16 protein-coding genes and 1 pseudogene are annotated in these 18,137 nt (G+C 41.5%); 13 read left to right on the top strand and 4 right to left on the bottom strand.

Features of this window, described 5'->3' with window-relative positions:
* Positions 1-50: 50 nt before the first annotated feature.
* The 7 genes from miaB to KI350_RS05230 all read left to right on the top strand — a co-directional run bounded on the left by miaB (position 51) and on the right by KI350_RS05230 (position 8,915).
* A complete protein-coding gene (miaB, locus tag KI350_RS05200; RefSeq protein ID WP_020451462.1) occupies positions 51-1,580 on the top strand; it encodes a tRNA (N6-isopentenyl adenosine(37)-C2)-methylthiotransferase MiaB in 1,530 nt (509 codons plus the stop codon).
* A gap of 1 nt (position 1,581) precedes the next feature.
* A complete protein-coding gene (ricA, locus tag KI350_RS05205) occupies positions 1,582-2,013 on the top strand; it encodes a regulatory iron-sulfur-containing complex subunit RicA (protein ID WP_059230542.1) in 432 nt (143 codons plus the stop codon).
* A gap of 243 nt (positions 2,014-2,256) precedes the next feature.
* Positions 2,257-2,805 (top strand): outer spore coat protein CotE, encoded by a 549-nt coding sequence (gene cotE / locus KI350_RS05210; RefSeq protein WP_020451464.1) that lies wholly within the window; start codon positions 2,257-2,259, stop codon positions 2,803-2,805.
* Between the two features lie 110 nt (positions 2,806-2,915).
* Positions 2,916-5,525: a DNA mismatch repair protein MutS gene (gene mutS, locus KI350_RS05215; RefSeq protein ID WP_059230541.1), complete on the top strand. Its 2,610-nt coding sequence runs from the start codon at positions 2,916-2,918 to the stop codon at positions 5,523-5,525.
* Positions 5,526-5,542: 17 nt separating this feature from the next.
* Positions 5,543-7,453: a DNA mismatch repair endonuclease MutL gene (gene mutL / locus KI350_RS05220; protein WP_059230539.1), complete on the top strand. Its 1,911-nt coding sequence runs from the start codon at positions 5,543-5,545 to the stop codon at positions 7,451-7,453.
* Positions 7,454-7,764: 311 nt separating this feature from the next.
* A complete protein-coding gene (locus KI350_RS05225; RefSeq protein WP_020451467.1) occupies positions 7,765-8,046 on the top strand; it encodes a putative quinol monooxygenase in 282 nt (93 codons plus the stop codon).
* A gap of 407 nt (positions 8,047-8,453) precedes the next feature.
* Positions 8,454-8,915, top strand: a complete 462-nt coding sequence (locus KI350_RS05230; RefSeq protein ID WP_025811450.1) for an SMI1/KNR4 family protein — start codon at positions 8,454-8,456, stop codon at positions 8,913-8,915.
* Between the two features lie 250 nt (positions 8,916-9,165).
* Here the strand turns inward: KI350_RS05230 and KI350_RS05235 are convergent, their stop codons facing one another.
* Entirely contained in the window at positions 9,166-9,555 is a 390-nt protein-coding gene (locus KI350_RS05235) for a hypothetical protein (RefSeq protein ID WP_020451469.1), read from the bottom strand.
* Between the two features lie 509 nt (positions 9,556-10,064).
* On the opposite strand from KI350_RS05235, the gene KI350_RS05240 reads away from it, so the two are divergent.
* The 5 genes from KI350_RS05240 to KI350_RS23195 all read left to right on the top strand — a co-directional run bounded on the left by KI350_RS05240 (position 10,065) and on the right by KI350_RS23195 (position 14,780).
* The gene (locus KI350_RS05240) at positions 10,065-11,192 is read left to right on the top strand and encodes a response regulator aspartate phosphatase (RefSeq protein ID WP_023857670.1); all 1,128 of its coding nucleotides are present in this window, start codon (positions 10,065-10,067) and stop codon (positions 11,190-11,192) included.
* Positions 11,193-11,521: 329 nt separating this feature from the next.
* The gene (locus KI350_RS22950; RefSeq protein WP_081303578.1) at positions 11,522-13,321 is read left to right on the top strand and encodes a T7SS effector LXG polymorphic toxin; all 1,800 of its coding nucleotides are present in this window, start codon (positions 11,522-11,524) and stop codon (positions 13,319-13,321) included.
* A 17-nt stretch (positions 13,322-13,338) separates the two neighbouring features.
* Positions 13,339-13,674 (top strand): hypothetical protein, encoded by a 336-nt coding sequence (locus tag KI350_RS05255; protein ID WP_236808553.1) that lies wholly within the window; start codon positions 13,339-13,341, stop codon positions 13,672-13,674.
* A gap of 260 nt (positions 13,675-13,934) precedes the next feature.
* On the top strand, positions 13,935-14,564 hold the full coding sequence (locus tag KI350_RS05260; protein WP_059230532.1) for a hypothetical protein: 630 nt from the start codon (positions 13,935-13,937) through the stop codon (positions 14,562-14,564).
* 87 nt (positions 14,565-14,651) lie between these two features.
* A complete protein-coding gene (locus KI350_RS23195) occupies positions 14,652-14,780 on the top strand; it encodes a hypothetical protein (protein ID WP_261378961.1) in 129 nt (42 codons plus the stop codon).
* A 184-nt stretch (positions 14,781-14,964) separates the two neighbouring features.
* Here KI350_RS23195 and KI350_RS05270 read toward each other — a convergent pair whose 3' ends face one another.
* From KI350_RS05270 to KI350_RS22955, 3 genes are all read right to left on the bottom strand, one after another.
* Positions 14,965-15,957, bottom strand: a complete 993-nt coding sequence (locus KI350_RS05270) for a CobW family GTP-binding protein (protein ID WP_059230531.1) — start codon at positions 15,955-15,957, stop codon at positions 14,965-14,967.
* A gap of 10 nt (positions 15,958-15,967) precedes the next feature.
* A complete protein-coding gene (locus tag KI350_RS05275) occupies positions 15,968-16,360 on the bottom strand; it encodes a (2Fe-2S) ferredoxin domain-containing protein (RefSeq protein ID WP_059230528.1) in 393 nt (130 codons plus the stop codon).
* Positions 16,361-16,994: 634 nt separating this feature from the next.
* On the bottom strand, positions 16,995-17,078 hold the full coding sequence (locus KI350_RS22955) for a putative holin-like toxin (protein ID WP_034291561.1): 84 nt from the start codon (positions 17,076-17,078) through the stop codon (positions 16,995-16,997).
* Positions 17,079-17,443: 365 nt separating this feature from the next.
* On the opposite strand from KI350_RS22955, the pseudogene KI350_RS05280 reads away from it, so the two are divergent.
* A pseudogene (locus KI350_RS05280) lies at positions 17,444-17,930 on the top strand (YjdF family protein).
* Positions 17,931-18,137: the final 207 nt, after the last annotated feature.

Genomic DNA, 18,137 nt, shown 5'->3' on the forward strand with positions numbered 1-18,137 from the left:
AGAACCTTTATACTGAAGAGTGGAGCTTTGTTTGAAAGGAGATCAAAAACATGAATGAGAAACAGCGCATTGAAAGCGGACAGGTCAATCCATCGGACAAAAAATCCGAGAAGGATTACAGCAAGTACTTCGAAGCTGTTTATGTTCCGCCTTCCTTAAAAGATGCGAAAAAACGCGGCAAAGAAGAGGTTAAATACCATAGCGATTTTAAAATTTCCGAGCAGTACAAAGGGATGGGTGAAGGACGGAAGTTCTACATCCGCACATACGGCTGCCAGATGAATGAACACGATACAGAAGTCATGGCCGGTATTTTCATGACCCTCGGCTATGAGCCGACGGATTCGACTGAAGACGCTAATGTGATTCTGTTAAACACATGCGCCATTCGCGAAAATGCGGAAAACAAAGTATTCGGTGAAATCGGCCATTTAAAAGCTTTGAAAAAAGACAATCCGGATTTGATCCTTGGCGTATGCGGATGTATGTCCCAGGAAGAATCAGTCGTCAACCGGATTTTAAAGAAACATCCGTTCGTCGATCTGATTTTCGGTACACACAATATCCACCGCTTGCCGGAACTTTTGTCAGAAGCTTATCTGTCAAAAGAAATGGTCATCGAAGTGTGGTCTAAAGAAGGCGATGTCATTGAAAACCTTCCGAAAGTCCGCACCGGCAAAATTAAAGGCTGGGTCAACATCATGTACGGCTGCGACAAGTTCTGTACGTACTGCATCGTGCCGTACACAAGAGGAAAAGAACGAAGCAGACGTCCCGAAGAAATCATTCAGGAAGTGAGACGACTTGCGGCTGAAGGCTATAAAGAAATCACGCTTCTCGGACAGAACGTCAACGCTTACGGCAAAGATTTCGAGGATATGGAATACGGACTCGGACACTTGATGGATGAGCTCCGCAAAATCAATATTCCGCGAATCCGCTTCACGACAAGCCATCCGCGTGATTTTGACGATCATCTGATCGAGGTGCTCGCAAAAGGCGGGAACCTTCTGGACCACATCCACCTGCCTGTTCAGTCCGGAAGCTCGGATGTCTTGAAACTGATGGCGCGCAAATACGACCGGGAACGCTATCTCGAGCTTGTCGCCAAAATTAAAAAAGCGATGCCGAACGCGTCTTTAACAACAGACATTATCGTCGGCTTCCCGAACGAAACTGATGAGCAATTTGAAGAAACGCTTTCCTTATACAGAGAAGTTGAATTTGACAGCGCCTATACGTTCATTTACTCGCCTCGCGAAGGAACGCCAGCTGCAAAAATGAAAGACAATGTTCCGATGCGCGTGAAAAAAGAACGGCTTCAGCGATTAAATGAAGTGGTCAACGAAATTTCCGCGAAGAAAATGAAGGAATATGAGGGGCAGGTTGTCGAAGTGTTAGTAGAGGGTGAAAGTAAAAACAACCCTGATATCCTTGCCGGCTATACACGGAAAAACAAGCTTGTTAACTTCAAAGGACCAAAAGAAGCGATCGGCCAGCTTGTCAACGTGAAAATCCACCAGGCGAAAACTTGGTCGCTTGACGGAGAAATGGTAGGAGAAGCAATCGAGGTGAAATAAAGTGACGCTTTATACGAAAAAAGAGATTGTTGCAAAAGCGCGGGAGCTCGCAAAAATGATTGCCCAAACGGAAGAAGTCGACTTTTTCAAAAAAGCGGAGGCACAGATTAATGAGAATGCCAAAATAACTGGCATAATCAACCAAATCAAAGCCCTGCAAAAGCAAGCCGTCAACTTTAAACATTACGAAAAGCACGAAGCGCTTAAACAAACGGAAGCAAAGATTGACGCGCTTCAGGAAGAGCTTGACGAGATCCCGATCATTCAAGAGTTCAGAGACTCCCAAATGGAAGTCAACGACCTTCTTCAGCTCGTCGCGCATACAATATCAAACCAAGTGACAAACGAGATCATCACATCAACCGGTGGAGACCTGCTGAAAGGCGAGACCGGTTCAAGAGTAAAAAATTCATCACCGAGTTGTTCTCTATAATTTGGCGGCGCCTTTTAAAGGCGTCGTTTTTTTGAATGCAATTTCCCGCCGCGACGGCTAATTGAAAAGATTCGGTTTTCGGTCTGTCTTTTTCTTTTCTGATTTAAGTCAAGTTTATCCTTTTATCTGCATACACTTAAACAGATTCATTATATGGGATGTTATTTTGATTTCTCAAGGAACGCACATTAGACGAATGCCCAGCATAGGATAATACGAGGAAAAACAAGGAGGGATGACCGAATGTCTGAATACAGGGAAATTATTACTAAAGCGGTGGTCGCGAAAGGCCGGAAATTCACCCAGTCCACTCATACAATCTCCCCTTCGCAAAAGCCAACCAGTATTTTAGGCGGTTGGATTATCAATCATAAGTATGACGCCGAAAAAATCGGAAAAACCGTGGAAATTGAAGGGACATATGATATCAACGTCTGGTATTCATATGCGGACAACACCAAAACCGAAGTTGTGACAGAACGCGTTTCCTATGTTGATGTTATTAAGCTCCGGTATCGCGACAAAAATTACTTAGATGATGAACACGAAGTGATTGCGAAGGTGCTTCAGCAGCCGAACTGCCTTGAAGTGACCATTTCTCCGAACGGAAACAAAGTGGTTGTACAGGCGGAAAGGGAATTTTTGTCAGAGGTTGTCGGCGAGACGAAGGTCGTCGTTGAGGTCAATTCTGATTGGACGGAAAGCGATGAGGAAGAAGCGTGGGAAGAAGAACTTGATGAAGAACTTGAGGATATCAATCCGGAGTTTTTGGTCGGAGATCCAGAAGAATAAAAGGAAGCTAGGGAAACACCGCCCTAGTTTCTTTTTTTTCAGCATGAATCTTTATGGTATAATGAGTGTTGGAATCAATAGAAACGTTTATACATAGTGAGGGATTAAATATGACAGGCTACACGCCTATGATACAGCAATATTTAAAGATTAAGGCAGAGTATCAGGATGCCTTTTTATTTTTTCGTCTTGGAGACTTTTATGAAATGTTTTTTGAAGATGCCAAAAAGGCGTCTCAGGAACTCGAAATCACGCTGACGAGCAGAGACGGTGGATCGAGCGAAAGAATCCCGATGTGCGGGGTTCCTTATCATTCATGCTCTTCATATATCGAACAGCTCATTAAAAAAGGCTATAAAGTCGCGATCTGTGAGCAGGTGGAGGACCCTAAATCGGCCAAAGGAGTCGTCAAAAGGGAAGTCGTGCAGCTGATCACACCCGGCACCGTGATGGACGGAAAAGGAATTCATGAAAATGAAAACAACTTTATCGCCTCTGTCAGTGAATTTCAGCATACATACGGGCTCGCTTTTTCTGATTTGACGACGGGCGAGAACTTAGTGACGATTATCGAAAGGCTTGATGATGTCGTTTCCGAGATTTACTCTGTCGGAGCAAGGGAAATCGTCGTCAGCCGCAACTTTGACGAGAAAGATGTCGCGCTGCTGAAAGAGCGCTGCGGCGCCACGATTTCTTTCGAGGATGAACAAGCAGATGAAGTGCCTGACATTGTGAACGGACTGGCGTCCAAAGAGCTTGTCGATACGTTTATGAGGCTTTACGTCTACTTGAAGCGGACGCAGAAAAGAAGCCTTGACCACCTTCAAAACGTTCAGGCTTACGAGCTCGAAGAAGCGATGAAAATCGATTTGTATTCGAAACGCAATCTCGAGCTGACGGAAACGATCCGTTCGAAAAACAAAAAAGGCTCGCTTCTTTGGCTTTTGGATGAAACGAAAACGGCAATGGGAGGAAGGCTGTTAAAGCAATGGATCGACAGACCGCTGATCAGAAAGGGACAGATCGAAGAGCGCCAGGAAATCGTCGAAACGCTGATCGCCCATTTGTTTGAGCGGGAAGATTTGCGCGAACGGCTGAAGGAAGTATACGATCTCGAGCGGCTCGCCGGAAGGGTCGCTTACGGCAACGTCAATGCCCGAGATTTGATCCAGCTAAAGGAATCGCTGAAACAAGTGCCGGCCATCAAACAGCTTGTCGGCTCCCTCGACCATCCGAAAGCAAAAGCGCGCGCCGAGAAAATCGATCCGTGCGGCGATCTTTTGAATCTTTTGGAAGATGCGCTATACGAGAATCCGCCGCTTTCATTAAAAGAGGGGAACTTGATCAAAGACGGCTATCACGAGAAGCTGGATGAATACAGGGACGCAAGCAAGAACGGAAAGGACTGGATCGCAAGGCTTGAGCAGCAGGAACGCGAGTACACGGGAATCCGCTCTTTAAAAGTCGGCTTTAACAAGGTGTTCGGCTATTATATTGAAGTGACGAAAGCCAACATCCATCTGCTTGAAGAAGGCCGCTATGAACGGAAGCAGACGCTGACCAATGCAGAACGCTACATCACGCCGGAGCTGAAAGAAAAAGAAGCGCTGATTCTCGAAGCGGAAAACAATATTTGCGAACTGGAGTATGAGCTGTTTTCCGAGCTTCGCAGCAAGGTGAAGGAATATATCCCGCGCCTGCAGCAGCTGGCAAAAATGATGAGCGAGCTTGATGTGCTCCAATGTTTTGCGACGATCAGCGAAAACCGCCACTATGTTAAACCGGAGTTTTCCGAGGACGTCGTTCAGGTGATCGACGGACGGCATCCGGTCGTAGAAAAGGTGATGGACAGCCAGTCTTACGTTCCGAACAGCTGCGAAATGGGCAAAGGCAGACAGATGCTTTTAATCACCGGGCCGAATATGTCAGGGAAAAGCACGTATATGAGACAGATGGCGCTGATCTCCATTTTGGCGCAGATCGGCTGTTTTGTTCCTGCCAAAAAAGCGGTGCTGCCGATCTTTGATCAGATCTTTACAAGAATCGGTGCTGCGGATGATCTGATATCCGGACAGAGCACGTTTATGGTGGAAATGCTTGAAGCCAAAAATGCGATCGTTCATGCGACGAAAAACAGCTTGATTCTATTTGACGAAATCGGCCGGGGTACGTCTACTTACGACGGAATGGCGCTTGCGCAGGCGATCATCGAGTACGTTCACGAGCACATCGGCGCGAAGACTTTGTTTTCCACTCACTATCACGAGCTGACATCCCTTGAAGAAAAGCTTGCCGACTTGAAGAATGTTCACGTTCGTGCGGAAGAATACGAAGGAAAGGTCGTATTCCTTCACCAGATAAAAGAAGGCGCAGCAGATAAAAGCTACGGTATCCATGTCGCGCAGCTTGCCGAATTGCCCGACGGTTTGATCAGCAGGGCGAAAACGATCCTGAAAGAGCTTGAATCCGGCGCCAAAGAAGCGGTTCCATCAACGGCTCCGAATACGGTAAAAGAGGCGGCGGAAGAAGTCGCGGCAACTGTTGCAGATCAACCGGCCCAGCTGTCATTTTTTGAAACGGACAAGCCGAAAGAAAAAGAGACGAAGCTCTCCAAAAAAGAGCAGGCTGTTTTAGCCGAATTTAAAACGATGGATCTGCTCGATATGACGCCTATACAAGTCATGAATGAACTGTACAGGCTGCAAAAAAAATTAAAGTAACAAAGAGGTGACCCAACTTGGCAAAAATTGTTCAGCTGCCAGACGATTTATCGAATAAAATCGCGGCGGGTGAAGTAGTGGAAAGGCCTGCGTCGGTCGTCAAAGAGCTTGTCGAAAATGCAATCGATGCGAACAGCTCCGTGATTGAAATCGATGTTGAAGAAGCGGGTCTCGCCTCGATTAAAGTGCTTGACGACGGCGAAGGGATGGATGCAGAAGACTGCAGAACGGCTTTTTTGCGTCATGCCACAAGCAAAATCAAAGACGAAAACGATCTGTTTCGCGTCAGAACGCTCGGATTTCGCGGAGAAGCTTTGCCAAGTATCGCGTCTGTCTCACATTTAAGCATTAAAACGAGCACCGGAGAAGGAGCAGGCACCCATTTGACGCTTCAGGGGGGAAGAATCATTTCCGAGCAAAAAGCGTCAAGCCGCAGAGGAACCGAAATTACGGTTACCAATCTGTTTTTCAATACGCCGGCAAGGCTGAAATATATGAAAACGATCCATACGGAGCTTGGCAACATTACAGATGTGGTCAACAGAATTGCCCTTGCCCACCCGGAAGTTTCGATCAGGCTGCGTCATCAAGGGAAAACGCTTCTGCAGACAAACGGAAACGGCGATGTCCGCCACGTGCTTGCGGCGATTTACGGCACGGCGGTTGCCAAAAAAATGCTCCCGCTTGAAGCGAGATCTCTTGATTTTGAAGTGAAAGGCTATATCGCCCTTCCTGAAATTACGCGTGCATCGCGAAATTACATGTCATCTGTCGTCAACGGCAGATACATTAAAAATTTTCCGCTCGTGAAAGCGATCCACGAGGGCTACCATACGCTTCTTCCGATCGGCCGCCATCCGATCACGTTTATTGAAATCAACATGGACCCGCTGCTTGTGGATGTCAACGTGCATCCGTCAAAGCTGGAGGTCAGGCTGAGCAAAGAGACGGAGCTTCACGAACTGATTCGCGACGCCATCAAAGACGTCTTTAAACAGCAGCAGCTCATTCCAAGCGTGCAAGTTCCGAAAAAAACCGCACCTCTGATCAATAAACCGGAACAGCAAAAGCTTGATTTCGACCAGGTACGAGAGCCGGCACCTCTTTCTGATCCTGATATTGAAAGAGAATATAAGCCGGAGCCATCGTTTTCGGCGATGAAATTAAGCTCGGTAGTCAAGGACCCGCCTCCTCCCGCTCCCGCAGAGCGCGAAGAAAGCATTATGCAAGACACCAAACCTGAATGGCCTGGAGCGGAAGAGTATACGGCGGAAGCCGAAGCGGCCGTACAAGCCGAACCGGAACAGGCAGGCGAAAACGCCCATGACGAAGAGACGCCAAAAGAAAGGGTGCCGATCATGTATCCGATCGGCCAAATGCACGGCACCTACATTCTCGCCCAAAATGAAAACGGGCTGTACATCATCGATCAGCACGCCGCACAGGAGCGGATTAAATACGAATATTTCCGTGAAAAAGTCGGGGAAGTCGAATCGGAAGTCCAGGACCTGCTTGTGCCGCTGACATTCCATTATTCAAAAAATGAAGCGCTGACGATCGACCAGCACTTGGACGATTTAGCCAAAGTCGGCGTCTTTCTCGAATCGTTCGGCGCCGGCAGCTATATCGTCCGATGCCACCCGACTTGGTTTCCAAAAGGGGAAGAAACGACGATCATTGAAGACATCATTCAACAGGTCCTTGATGACCGCACGATCGACATCAAAAAACTGCGTGAAGAAGCCGCAATCATGATGAGCTGCAAAGGCTCCATCAAAGCCAACCATCATCTGCGGGACGACGAAATCATCGCCCTGCTCGATGAGCTGCGCAGAACATCCGACCCATTCACATGCCCGCACGGCCGGCCAATCATCATTCACTACTCGACATATGAGATGGAGAAGATGTTTAAACGGGTCATGTAAATATCTAATCGCTCACAGCCCTTGCTACATCAACGGCTGTGAGCGATTTTCATTTTATTGGCCACATTTTGACCACTTTTAGACGGATTGTTTCAACACCCATTAAAAAGTTTAGTGTCCAGAACATCAGGAAGCGGCACGTATATCGTCCGGTTATTCTCAAGATAGGGAAAAAGGGCTTCATCTCATAGAGAGCCCTTTTTTAAGTGGAAACCCATACGGCAGCCATTAGACAAATTTCGCAGTTGTTTTCATTTTTCGAGAAAATGTTATAATGAAAGGCTATGAAATGATTTGAAGGGGGAATTTGGATGCATTACATAACGGCATGCTTAAAAATTATCAGTGATAAAGACCTCAATGAAATAATGAAGGAATTCAAAATACTTGAGGAAGAAACGAACAAAGAAGAAGGATGCATTAAATTCCATGCGTATCCCCTTGAACCATCAGAACGCAAAATCATGCTCTGGGAGATTTGGGAAAACGAAGAAGCTCTTAAGGTCCATTTCACAAAAAAACACACAAAAGACGTTCAAAAACAAGAATTAACGGAAGTAGAATGGTTAATGAAAAGCAATGTGAAGGATTAAAAGGCTCCTTGAGATTTATATGAAGATGGCCTTAAAAGGAGAAATACGATCAAATAAAACGGCGGGTCAATTTACAATCTCACGACAGCTCTCGGGTAATCCCGAGGGCTGTTAAGAACAAAAAAGCAGACCCTTTAGGAGTCCGCTTCAGTCATTGAAACACTGATTTAATTTTTTAGCCGGTGATCGCTTTTTCAGCAACATGAAACCCGTGCTCTTCCCCAAAAATTGGAGCGCATTTAGCATTTTGGCTAGCCTCTCGAATTGAAGCAAAATCAGATCAAATGTTTAATAAGCTGTTTGTATCTATCAAGAAAGTAATAAGTTTGGCTGGAGTAACAGAATTAAAAAATCACGAAGAAAAAAGAATGAAACAATTTGAGAATCAAGATTAAGAGGTGATTTCTGTGAACTATTCGGAAGTTGAACAATTCATAAAAGAAAATGCTGAAGATGATGATTTTACAGGTGGCATTAGCATCGAAAAAATTAATGATATTCAAGAAAACCTAAATGTAAAACTACCCGAAAGTTATAAATGGTTTTTAAAAAACTATGGGTCCGGTGGAATTTACGGTGTAGATATTTTAGGTCATGGAAAAGTTTCAAGAGTAGTAACAGTTACTGAAGATTACAGAGATCACTATGGTTTAATTGATGGTATCGTAGTCATTGAATACGTAGATGAATTCTCTTATTGTCTTGATACAAACAGGATGGTAGATGGTGAATGCCCAGTTATACTTTGGGATAATCAAGAGGGTTATGGTCGAACAGTAGCTACTAATTTTCTAGAGTTTTTCATAGAAAACCTTAAGGAGTCTAAAGAAAACTGGGAAGAAGACGAAGAGTGGGACGATGAAGAATAATTGCATATAGCAAGCACTCGATCTCTAATTGAGTACTTTTTAAAAGGGGATAAAATGGTGGGCTTTTGGCTATTCTACTTTGTCATACGTTAAAGACAAGAAAAACGAACGTGAAGAGCGAGTCCATGACGGAGAGCCTGCTGACACTATTTGTGCACGGGTTGTATCCGCTTTTAATGGCCCTTCTCCCCTAATAATGCATGGTTTGAATGTGATTCTGATTCTACTTTAATGAAGCAAATTCTAACAATTAAGGCTCTATAGGTCGAACCATTCCCTGTAGCGCGGCGACAACCTGATCGACATGTCTTTTAGCCTCTTCATCAGTAGTACATTCAGCAAGAACGGTTTCCTCGTAACTTCTGCCCTCAAGGTGTTTATGATAAATCCAGATTTCACATAGCTCTTGGTAGGCTGTACCGGGTCTTTGGCCTGTAACTCCTAGATTATTAAATTGATCCACTCCAATTCTGACTAATACATACCCCATCCTGCCCAATAAACGAACAATATTTCTGCGAAGGTGGTCAAGATCTCTAAATGCTCGCATATTCCGAACATAGGTACTGGATTCAATTCCAAATGGCCGATGAAAAGATGGGAATGAAAACGGGTTTACAGGATATTGATCATAAAACAAGCCCTATCACTCCTTTTTATCTTACGATTTATAATAAAGAATTATATTCGACTATTTTGGACTGGAAGTTTGTCTATACATAATTGTATATTTGCCTAGAAATCGGTGATGCAATCTTCAACGTTCAAAAAAGGCCATTATATAAAGTTTATGATTAGGTAGAAGTATATGAATTCCCAGCCTGTTGCTCTCAAAAAATAAAGGACATTGAGATTTATATGGAGATAGGGTTGAAAAAGGACAAATACTATCTGGTCAAACGGCGAGCCATTTACAAATTTTCGACAGCTCTTGGGATTATATAGCGCTCCCTTTTAAAAAGCCGCAATAGCATCTAACTTTAATCACCTAAAATCACCCCCATTAAATCAATAGTTCTTAATCCTTTCTCAAATTGCTGTTGCGGGGGGAACCGAAAATTTAATTGCGGTGGCCCGAACGTCTTTTTCGAATGATGAAATATTGTTAAAATTTACATCATTAGTATAGTTAAGGGAAGGGTGAAAAGGTTGGATAGAATCTCATCTGCAGAAGTGGGGATGAAAATTACTGAGTGGCACCAGCATATTCAAAAATTCAATGTGACAGACGCCGAAATGCTTAAAGCTGAAATTGAAAGGGATATAGAGGTTATGGAAGAAGATCAGGATTTACTAATCTATTATCAGTTGATGGCTTTCCGCCACAGTATAATGATTGAATATATAGCACCTTCGGGTGAAAAACAGATGGAATTATCAGAATATTTGAAGAGAATTGAAGGGAATAAACGAAAATTAGATCATATGCTTACGTATTATTATCATTTTTTTCGAGGGATGTACGAATTCAGGAATGGAGAATATACGAAGGCAATTACTTATTATAAAAGAGCGGAACGTCAATTTCCTGCTATATCAGATTCGATTGAAAAAGCGGAATTTCACTTTAAAATGGCTGAAGTCTATTACCACATGAAAATGACCCACGTTTCGATGTACTTTGCAGAGCGTGCATATAACATTTACAAAAAATATGAACTCTATTCTGTTCGCCTTATTCAGTGTCATTTTGTCATTGCTGGGAATTATGATGATTTAGAGAATCATGAAAAGGCTCTTCCACACCTAAATCAAGCACTTAGAGGCGCAGAACTATTAAAAAAGAAAAATCCACAGATATACGCTTCTGCTTTTTACAACCTTGGCAACTGCTATCACAAAATGGACAACTTAAATAAGGCTGCAAGATATATTGAACAAGCTCTCATTCAATATAAAAAATTAAAATCAAAAAATTTGCCGCAAGCATATCACGACTTGGCACTAATCAATTTCAAACAAAATAAGCATGATAAAGCCAAGGATTATTACCGAAAAGGGCTTAGAAGTGCTGTGGAGCTTAAAGATCATCTGTTTATAAGCCTTTTTGAAGCTCTCGAGTCACTTTATATAAGACGGGGTGAAACTACATCACTTTTTAAAATTTTCAACCGACTGGAAACAAGCAAAGGATTTCCGTATTTGGAAGAGCTGGCATTGTTAGCCGGCACCTATCTAGATTATAATGGAAAAACAGAGGATAGTCTCATCTGTCTTAAAAAGATGGTCTATGCTCAAAAGCAAATATTGAAGGGGGAATGTTTGTATGAAGTCTAAAATGAAGATCGGTTTAGGGATTATGATAATTGGACTTGGCTTTCTCAGTCATTTTTCGAACAACGATGATATCAACACAGCTTCAAGAAACATCACAAGCGCACCCAATCATTATTTTGTTATTTAATCTAAAAATGAGTTTTTGGAATATCCTTTTAGCCGTTTAATTAGCGGCTTTTTTTATGTATTTCAATCCCTTAACAAATAGGTTCAATGACCTAATCTAAAAGATTCATTTTCATGGATTGACAGGTTTTATTCACCAATTCTTTTCTATAAAGTGGTAAAATATCTCGAGATATGTCACTTTAGTATTAGAGGAGAATGCTATGAAGACTCTGGATGTTCAAGCGTTGCACAAAGCCATTGATCAAACGCTGGAACAATTAAAACATCAATCAGACGAAATCGCCAAAGTTAAAAAAAGTGTTGAGGGCATTACATCACTTGATGATGCTTTAAAGGGGAAAGGGGGAGACGCGATACGTAACTTTTATGAAGAATGCCATACTCCATTCCTTCAGTTTTACGAAACTCTTATTGGGGAATATCAGTCTGCATTGAAAAAAATCAAAAATGCGCTGAATTCCTTTGAACCGAATCATAACGGATTTATATCGCAAACCTTTCTCGAACACGAGCTCGACCAAGGGGTGAATTCAGCCGACCGCACAACGAAGCGTTTGGTATCTAAAACAAACGCCACGATCGCAAAAGTCAGCCACATTGTCGATTTGCCTGATTTGAATGACAGCGGCTTTCACGAACAGAATCAGAAAGCCTTAAAGGAAATCAATCAGACAATTGAAAAGCTGTATACGTTCGACAGGGAACAGACAAGCGCTCTTAAAACCGCTGAAAACGACCTGGAAACGATGCAGAGATACATAACCAGGCTTGAAAAAATGTACACAGGGCCTAAAATTGAAATTACCGGCTATCAAAAAGGTTCCATTTTAAAGTCGGATGATAACTCTAAAATAAACGGACTAGCTGGCGGACTGCAGAGCCAACTGAAGAATACCGAACCGTCTCCGATGGAGATGATGCTTGAAAAGCTCAACAAAAATAAACGATCCAATGTGGATACGGTGATTAGGGAAGACAATGAAGAAAACATCAATCAAGACGTTCATACGAACGATTTTGATTTGAATGCATTGCAAAAAGAACTTGCGAAACATCCAAAGGTTTATGGAGATATCCGGGTTATTGATGGTAAACTATATAATCATAAAGGATGGAAAGTAGTCAAAGATATTCATATTCCAGACGAAGCTGTACGAGATCATTCAGATCCAAGTTTTATTGGCGGCAGATATCGTGTATATGAAAATGGCCAGATTGTACGCACCTATATAGCAAATGACAAAGAAGAAGTGATGGTTGTGGATCGTATTCCAGAAGCCAGAGGTGCTGCATCAGCTAAAATAAATGACTCATACTTTGAAGGAACGCCATTGGAAATTTTAGAGTATCTTAACCTCGGTAATGCAGGTAGAACTCTGACAACCAAAGCAATAAAAAAGGTTGGAAAAGGCCTTGAAAAAGAAGCTGAAAAGCTAGTAAAGAATGAAGTGAAATCAGAAGTCGCTAAAAAGGAAGCTAAGAACGTTTCTCAAACAGCCGAAAAAAATACAAGTACTAAAAAAGCAGAGACTGTTATTGCAGAAAGAGTTAAAAACTTTGATTTGGCAGAACACCCTGTGCAATTTAAACAAGTTGGTGTCAAAAAATTAAAGGAACTTAAATCCAAAATAGACAATAGGACTATTACTCGAGAAGAATACAAAGTATATACTTGGAATAAGAAGTTTGCAGCTAAGCGAGATAAAGGTGTTAAGGCTTTTTGGAAACAAGAAAAAACAAGAATACTTAATGGTGAAGCTCCAACAAGAAATTGGTCAAAAGAGCAAGCACAAGATATTTTAAAAAATAAGAGGCCAAAATATGAAGGGAAAACGATGCAAGGACATCACAGTTATAGCGCTTCTAAATTCCCTCATTTAAGTGACAAAGGAGAAGTTATCTATCCTGCAACAATAAGGGAACATTTATACGGGTGGCACGGAGGAAATTATAAAAATAGCCTCCCTGGAAAACCCATTAAGGATATTAAAGATTTTTAATCTAAAGGGGAGTTATTATGATGGACTTGATTTATGTGGAAGTACTCAATGATTCAAATATTACTAAGTACATTTCGTTATTAAGGAAAACATCATCTAAACCTATTAAGGAACTAAAGCAGGCCATTGAATTAGGAAAACCTGTTATTGAATGTGATTATTATGACACGGAAGAATTGAAATCATTAGTAATCATTATAGAACAGCTACTCTCATTGGGAGCTAGCGTTAAAATCTATGAAAATGACAGAGAAATAACACTTGAGATGTTAAAGAACCTGATCGAAACTTATGAAGGCATTGCAAAAGACCGAGAAGAAATGGATGAGTTACTATTTGGTGATGATGATTAATACTTATTGAATGATGAATTGAAAATATAAATAATATGTATCTCTTCTGCCTTGATTGGCTATTGCCTTTCAAGTTTTTTTATGTTTATATCCGAGAAAAAGAGGGGCTTTTTTTATTCCATTTTGTCATACGATAGAGACAAGAAAAACGAACGTGAATATCGAGTCCAAGAAAGTGAGCCTGCGGACACTGATCTTTTGCGCACGGATGTTGCCTCATTGGACGGAAAAGGTAGAATTTTATCTAAGTAGGTGAAGAAATGAAATTAGCAACAACAGAATTATTAAAAGAGTTGTCAGAATACCAATTTTTCAACTGGGAAGATGATGAACAAAACGAGTTTAAATTAATTATTGGTATGCCAGATGAAAAATTGAAGAAAAAAGATTTTTACAGTTCTTTTGGATTTGAATCAGTCGAGAACCCGTATTCCGAAATTTGCATTGATTCAAAAGAATGGATTGAGTTAGAAGATCAATTTTTTAAATGGGTCGCCCCTTATTTAACTAATTTTGAAAATACCATCGTTACTCCTTTTTTAAGTGCGTATTGGGAAGGAGAAATAGATTTAGAAGATATAGATGATCAAGATCAAGAGATTAGCATCGCGTATAAAGAGTATAAAAAATTTCTGATTTCCAAAGGGTTATACAGTATGGAACCAACTTTGCTTGAAACATGTAGAGGATATGCGATCGAAAATATTAATGAATATTCCATTATTGGGAAAATGGCAGTAAGATCAAATCAATACCTATTCTTTTCAGATCATAATAAAGTTTTTATGTTTACTGACGCTCTTACATTGAAAATTTATTTTAAAGATCAGGATGTTATGGAAAATGAAAAGGATTTGATTAATAAAACCTTGAATCCTAAGTTTTTATAAAGTCTAAGACAGAGAGAACCTTCGGACACTGAACTTACGCTTGATGCGTTCGTTTGGTGTCTCTTTTTATATTAAGGAGGGGTCATCGTGTCAGCTGAACAATTGTCTTTTCTGTCATCCATAAAGGAGCTTAAAAGATACAAGGCTTTGGAGGTTCAGCTTGAAAACCGGTGGGAGCGGGAAGCAGCCGGGACGATCAAAATTTCCCCGAACTGAGGAACCAACACTCTTTAAATGAATTGAAAATTTGTCAGGTGGACAAGGGGCTCAGTTTTAAGAACAAAAAGAAAAGCAGGCAATAACCTGCTTAAAAACTCATTTTGCCCTTGAAAAAGACTCGCAAAATCAAAGCTCGCTCTTTCTATTTTAAGGAAAGCGAGGGCCAACAAAGCGAAAAATATCACTTTGCGATGCAATTTTTAAATTGCCGCTCCAGTTCCTCTTTGTCCAAGTCCTTTCCAATGAAAACAAGTTCGCTTTGTTTTGTCTCGTTTTCATTCCACTTCCGGTCCGGACGTCCTGAAAACAGCATATGCAACCCTTGGAATACGATTCGATATTCTTCCCCTTTAATAGAAAGGATCCCTTTATAACGTAATAAATCTTCGCCTTTTTCCCGTACGAGATAACTCATCCAATGATCCACTTTTGCCAAATCAAGAGGCTTCTCTTCCCGAAAAGCAATAGAAGACACTTTATCATCATGATGGTGGTGATGATGATCCTCTAGAAAATGAGGGTCGATTTCAAGTTTTCGATTGACGTCAAACGTATTGATCCCCAGTATATCTTTTAAATTGATGTTGCAATCCCTGGCATACAGCCTCTTAGCCGCAGGATTCATGTTGACAAGTCTTTGCTCCAAGGATTCCAGATCGTCATTTGATACTAAATCTGTTTTATTGAGGATGATGACGTCAGCAAAAGCGATTTGTTCTTGAGCTTCATCCTGATCATCCAGATGCCTTGTGATATGCTTGCTGTCTACTACCGTGACGATACTGTCAACTTCAAATATGTCAGATAGCAGTTCATCCATAAAAAAGGTCTGGGCAACAGGGGCAGGGTCAGCCAGTCCCGTTGTTTCGATTAAAACCCGATCGAATGCAACTTTCCCTTGATCCATTGAGAATACGAGAGTTCGCAAAATACGAATCAAATCTCCGCGGACCGTGCAACAGATACAGCCGTTGTTCATTTCCAAAATTTCTTCTTCAGAATCAACGACGAGCTGATTGTCTATCCCGATTTCTCCGTACTCATTAACAATAACCGCAATCTTTTGATTGTGTTTTTCTGTAAGTATTCGATTTAAAAGTGTGGTTTTCCCGGCGCCTAAATATCCAGTGAGAATAGTGACAGGAATTTTCTTTTTAGTTAAAGGCATGATCATTCGACTCCATTTACAATTTTTTCGATACTTTGATTACTTTTTCTTTGTCTTTTGGGACTCCGGCGATGATGCCGGATGAACGCCCGAAACGTTGGCCATCATACAAATGGCTTGCTTTTTCTGTATAATCTTCATTGGTACAAAGCGAGTCAATCAGGAGGGGGACATCCTCAGGTTTTAAATCTTTATACCAAGTTCCTTTCGGGTAGTGGATGACCACGCATTTATCTTGGCATCTTCCATTACACCGCGTGCGCGTTGTATGAATGACATCGTCAAGCTCCCGCTCTGAGATTTCTTGCCGAATCACTTGAGTCAGTTCCTCAGTCCCGACCCGATTGCAGCTGCTGCCGTTGCAGATAAAGATATGATGTTTCATATGACTTAAATCCCATGTCGCCATATGTATCTTCCCTCCGATCAAAACAGAATAATTACGATTTGTAAGCGATAAAATGATAAAGAACTAAGAATGAATATAGAGGCAGACCCGGTCGATAACTGTCCCAAAAGGTGATACCCATAATGGGGAGAAGGCCCCGGTAACCTCCTCAGTATTTCATCGTCACCTTGAGTTTTTCACTCCTTTCGCAAGCTCTCTATATTTCTGCCTTCTCTTGCCGTTTTCTTTGTGCGGCCTTTGCTTGTTTATTTATATGGCCTTTCTTTCAATACGGCACATAAAGCGTAATTATTACGATTTAACAATCATTTTATCTCTTTTTCATGTGAAACGCAAATAGAAGAGGTATCCAGCCGCACCTTTACGTGATTTTGAAAGTAAACATAACGTTGATTTTTTGATAACAAATAGGAGAAACTTTAAAGGAACATGTGTTATAATCTCATTAGAAACGCCACTTTACCAACTGACTGTTGGTTAACACAAGTATTTCTTTTTTTGAAAATGCATAAACTAAAAGAGACCCGACTGCGCCAACAGTCGAGTCAGTGTACAAAAAGCAGCCCACCAAGGGCTTGCTCATAGGATCTAAGTGATAGACCTATCCCTTTAAGTTTCCAGGCTCAAGGGAGGTCTATTTTTCTTTTTTTGACAACACGGCAATTAACATGCCGAAAGCAATCATTAATGAGATTGTTTCAAATGTTGTCATATGCATCACCCCCTTTCAATGAGGGTGAGCAAGACTTCCCTTGAGTGAGCAAAGCTTTTATGTACAGGTTATATTATACACTAGGCAACCGAATTCTGTTTTCCTTTTTTGGTTGAAAGGAAAATGGTTTTATATCCTTGCAATTCGCGTCATTTTGGAACTGGATCTGCTTTAGATAAAAGGAGCCATTAGAAAAACAAAATATTGCATTTCAGGAACGGGCAGGGGCTCTCTATGATTCGATTAACTCTGTCTTAATATATTGATATAAAAGAACTTTACCCCTTTTCCTAAACTGGAAAAATTGATAAAATTTTTAGCGGAGAATGAAAAAACACGATTCGGTTGGTAGTCCGGATGCATGATTGATCATGCCAGTAACCTTCCCCTCCTCGGGATGTCCGTCATTCTCTGAAGTACATGTTGATGGAGGAGGGAATCGTTATGAAATTAACGGTTTACTATGATGGTCAGTTTTGGATAGGAGTCATTGAAGTTGTGATTGGAGGTAAGCTGAGAGCTGTCCGGCATTTGTTTGGCAAAGAGCCGAAGGATTCGGAAGTATTGCATTTTGTTCATCATCAACTTTTACAGGCACTGTCACAAGCAGAACAGGAAGGAGTTAGGCTGGACGCCCGCCGCCCGCGCAAAATCAATCCGAAAAGGCTGCAGCGGCAAGTGTCTAAAGAATTGAAAAATGCCGGTGTGTCTCATAAGGCGCAAGAAGCGATAAAACAAGAGCTGGATGCAAGAAAACGAAAGAAACAGCGGCTGACAAAAGAGCAGCGGGAAAAGGAAAAAGAACAAAAGTATTTACTCAGAAAGCAAAAAGCGAAACAAAAGCATAGGGGGAAATAGTCTTTCTTTGGAGCAAAGCGATGCTCAATAGAGGCGAGTTTTCCTGTATTGATTAAAAAAAGGCTCTTTTTAAAAAGAGCCTCAGCTTGTCGACAAAGTCACAAAAAATGGCTTCATCGACAAGCTTTTTTTGTTAAAATATGAGTGAAATCTAGTTTTTGGAGGTTTTACCATGTTGTCCAAGCAATCAAAAGATCAGCGTGAACA

This window comes from Bacillus sp. J41TS8 (genome assembly GCF_018333035.1).
Classification (GTDB): Bacteria; Bacillota; Bacilli; order Bacillales; family Bacillaceae; genus Bacillus; species Bacillus paralicheniformis.

Excerpts from the sequence above, each read along its gene's own strand:
- miaB (WP_020451462.1), top strand. The coding sequence starts at position 51 with ATGAATGAGAAACAGCGCATTGAAAGCGGACAGGTCAATCCATCGGAC.
- cotE (WP_020451464.1), top strand. The coding sequence starts at position 2,257 with ATGTCTGAATACAGGGAAATTATTACTAAAGCGGTGGTCGCGAAAGGC.
- mutS (WP_059230541.1), top strand. The coding sequence starts at position 2,916 with ATGACAGGCTACACGCCTATGATACAGCAATATTTAAAGATTAAGGCA.
- KI350_RS05225 (WP_020451467.1), top strand. The coding sequence starts at position 7,765 with ATGCATTACATAACGGCATGCTTAAAAATTATCAGTGATAAAGACCTC.
- KI350_RS22950 (WP_081303578.1), top strand. The coding sequence starts at position 11,522 with ATGAAGACTCTGGATGTTCAAGCGTTGCACAAAGCCATTGATCAAACG.
- KI350_RS05255 (WP_236808553.1), top strand. The coding sequence starts at position 13,339 with ATGATGGACTTGATTTATGTGGAAGTACTCAATGATTCAAATATTACT.
- KI350_RS05260 (WP_059230532.1), top strand. The coding sequence starts at position 13,935 with ATGAAATTAGCAACAACAGAATTATTAAAAGAGTTGTCAGAATACCAA.
- KI350_RS05270 (WP_059230531.1), bottom strand. The coding sequence starts at position 15,957 with ATGATCATGCCTTTAACTAAAAAGAAAATTCCTGTCACTATTCTCACT.
- KI350_RS05275 (WP_059230528.1), bottom strand. The coding sequence starts at position 16,360 with ATGGCGACATGGGATTTAAGTCATATGAAACATCATATCTTTATCTGC.
- KI350_RS22955 (WP_034291561.1), bottom strand. The coding sequence starts at position 17,078 with ATGCATATGACAACATTTGAAACAATCTCATTAATGATTGCTTTCGGC.